At 46.1% G+C, this 4,927-nt stretch carries 6 protein-coding genes; all 6 read right to left on the minus strand.

Features of this window, described 5'->3' with window-relative positions:
* Positions 1-232: 232 nt before the first annotated feature.
* Positions 233-412, minus strand: a complete 180-nt coding sequence (locus NT178_07930) for a hypothetical protein (GenBank protein MCX5812460.1) — start codon at positions 410-412, stop codon at positions 233-235.
* A gap of 306 nt (positions 413-718) precedes the next feature.
* Positions 719-2,530, minus strand: a complete 1,812-nt coding sequence (locus NT178_07935) for an aldehyde ferredoxin oxidoreductase family protein (protein MCX5812461.1) — start codon at positions 2,528-2,530, stop codon at positions 719-721.
* Positions 2,531-2,669: 139 nt separating this feature from the next.
* On the minus strand, positions 2,670-3,524 hold the full coding sequence (locus tag NT178_07940) for an isocitrate lyase/PEP mutase family protein (protein ID MCX5812462.1): 855 nt from the start codon (positions 3,522-3,524) through the stop codon (positions 2,670-2,672).
* A gap of 69 nt (positions 3,525-3,593) precedes the next feature.
* Positions 3,594-3,992 carry a hypothetical protein gene (locus NT178_07945; protein ID MCX5812463.1) on the minus strand — a complete coding sequence of 133 codons (399 nt, stop codon included), beginning with the start codon at positions 3,990-3,992 and terminating at the stop codon, positions 3,594-3,596.
* Positions 3,976-4,203 (minus strand): hypothetical protein, encoded by a 228-nt coding sequence (locus NT178_07950; GenBank protein MCX5812464.1) that lies wholly within the window; start codon positions 4,201-4,203, stop codon positions 3,976-3,978. The genes NT178_07945 and NT178_07950 overlap by 17 nt, the downstream gene beginning before the upstream one ends.
* An 82-nt stretch (positions 4,204-4,285) precedes the next feature.
* Positions 4,286-4,927 (minus strand): tetratricopeptide repeat protein (locus NT178_07955; protein MCX5812465.1); only part of this gene is annotated, 642 nt, incomplete at its 5' end.

A 4,927-nucleotide genomic window follows, 5' to 3' on the forward strand; every position in this document is an offset into this window, starting at 1 on the left:
GTCATCGATAAATTTCAATATGTGCCAACTAACTGTTGGTTTTGGGGGGATTCAGCACCCCCCTACTCATCCCTTCTCTTCATAAAGTATGAGATTGTCTTCTTTTTCATTCTTCGACATATTGTACCTCCTCACTTGTTTGTTTAAGCCGTACCCGGCAACAAAGCTTTAAATATCCCCCTATAGGTTCTGCGCAGGTGCACCAAACATTCAATCAGGCAACAATGCCCGTTCAACAACACCCGCCACCCGTTGGCAGGTTCGATGTAATTGCAAATCCTGACCCATTGAGTGATTCAACGAAATCAATACTAACCGGCTTGGCTTCTTCAAACAAATTTTTATCAATAGTAAATGTTATTCCATGATCAGTGAACACCATATCGTCTTTTTGTGGCTCATCCAGAGCCATACCAAGTTTAGGCCCACCTCAGCCTGGTTGCGAGAGTATTCTCACGGCGTTCGACCCTTGTTGTTTCTCAAGAAAACCTTTGAGCACATCCACTGCTTTTTCTGTAACTGTAAACATATATGACCTCCTATGAAAGTTATTCAATCCTGCTTCATCTATTATTTCTTGACACGCATATCTTAGTTTTTGCTAACACCTGATGAATATGGCTAACAGGATACAACACACCAGAGAAAAGCAGCTTACATAGGTTTTCTGTTCCGTTAGCGCTCAGCCCCGTACATACTTCGTGGTCTATCTTGATCTTCATGCCACCCCAGCTCCCTCTTTTTCCAGTCCTAACTCTTTAAGCTTTTCCTTGGTCGGCACACCCTTCTCATCCCAGTCTCTCAACTTATAATACTCAAGGAGCAGTTTATCGAGGGGGACCACACGGTTTTTCACCCGCGGTTCCTTTGTTATTCGTGTCGGAAGAGTATCTTCCTTGACACCCGCCCGCATATTGAACAATTTTTCAAGATTCCATATCCTCTCTCCCAGCGGGTCAAGTGTCTCTTTCGTCCAGGTATTACCGGTGACATATGTAAGCCACTCGGCCATTTTGTCATCCCATTGGGGACCATGATAGATAATCCAGCACAATATGCCTGAATCGGCGGTTGCAAGATAATCCTGGTCTTTTTTTGTGAATTCCACAAAAAAGGCAGGGTCTTTTCTGCCTTCATAAAAAGGCATGGTTGACTTTGTATGGGCGGCTCCAGTATTGCAGGTAGCGTATTGGAGCCCCAGCGCATCAAAAGCCTGCGGATGCCAGGCCGGTATGCCCATACCCTTTATGCCCATGAAAAGTTCCGGATGCCCGTAATGTGACGCAAAGGCTATGCCGCCCTCTGCCATGAGAGCGCCTACACCCTGCTTATGCGCTATTTGTTTGAGAAGTTTGAACATATTTGTATTGCCGAATTCCAGGGCATAGCCAATGTCTTTTTCGGGCAAATGGCCTTCCTCAAAAAGTTCCATAGCACAGGAGATCATGGCGCCTGTTGTGATCGTGTCCATACCAAGCTCGTTGCAAAGATAATTGGCACGGCAAATATCATTCATGTCTCCGAGACCGCAATTCGCACCCAAAAGGGCCATAGTCTCGTGCTCAGGACCTTTGGCGGTATATGGATATTCGGGATCATTTATGCGGCTTCTCTTGCTGCAACCGAATGGACAGGAAAAGCATGCTTCATCGCGCACACGTATCAGATCACGAGTGACCTCCGGGTCTTCATACTTCACAAATGCCTCAGAGTATCCTTCCTTGAAATTATTGGTAGACTGGCTCTTGCTCGCATTTGCACGGCCCGGGAGCGACCAGGTCCCGTATCTGCGGCGTTTATAAAAGTCACCACTATCCCTGGCTTCCTTATAAAAGGCCCTGACTGCATTCCGGAAACCTTCAACGTCAGCTATATTGACCTGTCCTGTTCCGATTGAGGCTACTGCCTTGAGGTTTTTTGAACCCATGACTGCTCCGAGACCTGAACGTCCTGCAGCTCGTCCACCGTCAGACATAATGCATGCAAATCGCACAAGATTCTCTCCCGCAGGACCGATGTTGGCAATACCCATAGAGTTAAGAGCCCAGTTGTCGAGGTTATACTTTGATCTCATATCCTCCCGTATCATTTTTTCTGTCTCATATGACTCTTTCCCCCAAAGCATTGTTGCAGGGAGTATCTCAACGCGGTCATTGAGAATCGTCACATAGACCGGTTCAGGCGATTTACCCTCGAAGATAAGGAGGTCGTAACCCGAATACTTCAAATTAGAGCCAAAGTAGCCGCCGCAGCAGGGACTTGATACACAGTTGCTGAGCGGGGATTTGGCGGAAGCAATAAAGCGGCTCGCTGACGGCGCACCGCTGCCCGTCAATGGGCCTGTGGAAAAAATGAGTTTATTCTCAGGGCTCAAGGCATCGATGAGAGGATCGATTTCATCAAAGACGATCTTGTCGCACATGCCCCGACCTCCGATGTACTCCTGCATAAGGTAAGTCGGCATTTCTTCTACCCTGCTGCTACCCTTGGTCAAATCAATTCTCAATATTCTTCCGTTCCAACCAAACATATTAGCCCTCCTTTAACTGTAAACATATATGTTCTCTTTTGGAGCTTATTCTATTGTAATTGACATATGTAAAAACTCTTTATAAACAATCTGATTATTTCGCTTATATTCTATTCCCAATCCATTTATTGTTTCCCCTTCACCTCGACAGTATTTTAGGGAGGTCTTCGGGAGAACAAAGGAGCTCCTTCTCCATAATTGCCTCAAAGTTGTCACTATCGTGTATAATCGACAGGATTTGTTTGATCGATTTAATAGCAGAAAAAACAACTATTGCGGGAAGACTGACACGAGCCACGCCACAGGCACGCAATTGTCCAATTGTGAGCGTCTTGATGTTATAAGGCATTCCTGCTGCGATGCTGACAGGGCCTTGTATCCCGTCAACCAGGCGCTTGGCTTCATCAGGTGTCGACACCATTGTCACAAAAATCAAGTCAGCTCCGGCCTGCAAGTACCTGTTTCCCCGTATAATAGCCTCATCTATTCCCTTGTTGCGGTCATCACTTACAGCCAATATATCTGTGCGAGCATTGATTACCATATCTGCCGTCTGCTTGTTCCTTGCCGCCTCACACGCTGCCTTGATTTTCTCAACCATAAGGTCCGGGTCTATCACGCCCTTGCCTTTAGAAGGCGGCAGGATCTGATCTTCAAGGTTGATACCGGACGCACCGATATCCAGGAAGGCACCTACGGTGTTATATACGGTTGCCGGAGGACCAAAACCATCTTCCCCGTCTGCCATCACAGGGATATTTACCGCTTGCACAATGTCCCGTGTTATGGCAAGGTTTCTGTTCAAATCTACGGCTTGTTCCGGCGCAGCCAGCGAGGCCAGTCCCATGCTGAATCCCGAGCATTGCACCGCTTTGAATCCTGCTATCTGAATAAGTCGCGCACTTAGTGCATCATACGCATCAGGCATCACGAGGGGACGCTCGATCTTAAGCAGCTCCTTTAGCATCTGTCGGTTGTTGATATGGTTGTTCATAATTCATCTCCTTTTGACAATTTACCTCCTGATAGCAGGAGTAGTTTTGCATGTTCAAAGCAAACCGGACTATTGGCCCTTAAACAATCTGAATAGCAAGCCTCTTTTCCGGCAAGTGTCAGGAGGGGGCTTGCATGAATCGCACTTTTTTTCATTGTTTTTTGCCTGCCCGCCGGCATATATTTTGTATTCTGTCATGAGGGGATCGCAATATTTTTGCCGGGAGGAAGGCGCAATATAGTTCTTTACAGTGAGTCTATTGGTGATTTCTTCGGCTATATTAACATCAACTTCTCTCCCTTCATTATAAATATTTGCAAATATCTCATTCAGTCCTAAAACGCCTGATTGGGTACCGTAAGGGAAAGACAACATACGAAAACCGGATATTATAGGGGCACAACAATAAATTCCCTGTGCTTTTGCATTGTCTGCCATATCTCCCTTACCCTTACCGCTTGCTTCCACCCATCATCCCCATCATTTTCATCATGCCCTGCATATCCATATTACAAGATTTCATCATCTCCCCGCACAGCGGCATCATCTCAGTCATCATTTTCTGTGGATTTTTACCGAATATCTCGCAAAAAGAGGGCATTACCGACTTCATAAAAGCCATTTTTTCTTCATCTGTCAACTTGTTGAATTTTTCCTTAAGTTCGTCTGTTGTTGTCATGATTTTCCTCCCCAGAGCAGGTTTCTTTTGTCTTTTCACAGTCAGGCATGGTTTTGTCACTGCCTGTTTCTGCTCATTATTCCTACAATCGCCTCATGCCTCTGGCTTCAATAAACCCCCCCTGTTCCGCTGCTTTGCTGTACCACTTTAGTGCTTCATTATGGTCCTGAGATACTCCTTTTCCCTTATCGTACATAACGCCAAGATTATATTGTGCGACAGCAAACCCCTGTTCCGCTGCCTTCTGATACCATTTTATTGCTTCGCTGTAATCCTGGGTTACGCCTCTGCCATTATCGTATATAAAACCAATATTGAATTGCGCTTCGGCAAGCCCCTGTTCCGCTGCTTTTCGATACCATTTTATTGCTTCGTCGTAGTCTCTGGGTAAGCCCGTACCGCTGTAATACATGTAACCGAGACTGTTTTCCGCTTCGGCAAACCCCTTTTCTGCTGCCTTACGGTACCATTTTATCGCTTCATTATAGTCCCTGGGCACACCCGTACCACTGTAATACATGTAACCGAGACTGTTTTCCGCTTCGGCAAGCCCTTGTTCCGCTGCCTTCCTATACCATTTTAGTGCTTCATCATGGTCCCGGGGTACCTCTATACCGTTTTCGTACATAACGCCAAGATTGTATTGTGCGGGAGCAAAGCCCTGTTCTGCTGCTTTACGAAGGCCGCTTATTGAATTCAGAGATAATTGCCTTGCCAAATCCAA

The sequence above is a fragment of the Pseudomonadota bacterium genome (genome assembly GCA_026388255.1).
Taxonomy (GTDB): domain Bacteria; phylum Desulfobacterota; class Syntrophorhabdia; order Syntrophorhabdales; family Syntrophorhabdaceae; genus JAPLKB01.

Coding starts and splice junctions, on each gene's coding strand:
- NT178_07930 (MCX5812460.1), bottom strand. CDS start 412: ATGGCTCTGGATGAGCCACAAAAAGACGATATGGTGTTCACTGATCAT.
- NT178_07935 (MCX5812461.1), bottom strand. CDS start 2,530: ATGTTTGGTTGGAACGGAAGAATATTGAGAATTGATTTGACCAAGGGT.
- NT178_07940 (MCX5812462.1), bottom strand. CDS start 3,524: ATGAACAACCATATCAACAACCGACAGATGCTAAAGGAGCTGCTTAAG.
- NT178_07950 (MCX5812464.1), bottom strand. CDS start 4,203: ATGACAACAACAGACGAACTTAAGGAAAAATTCAACAAGTTGACAGAT.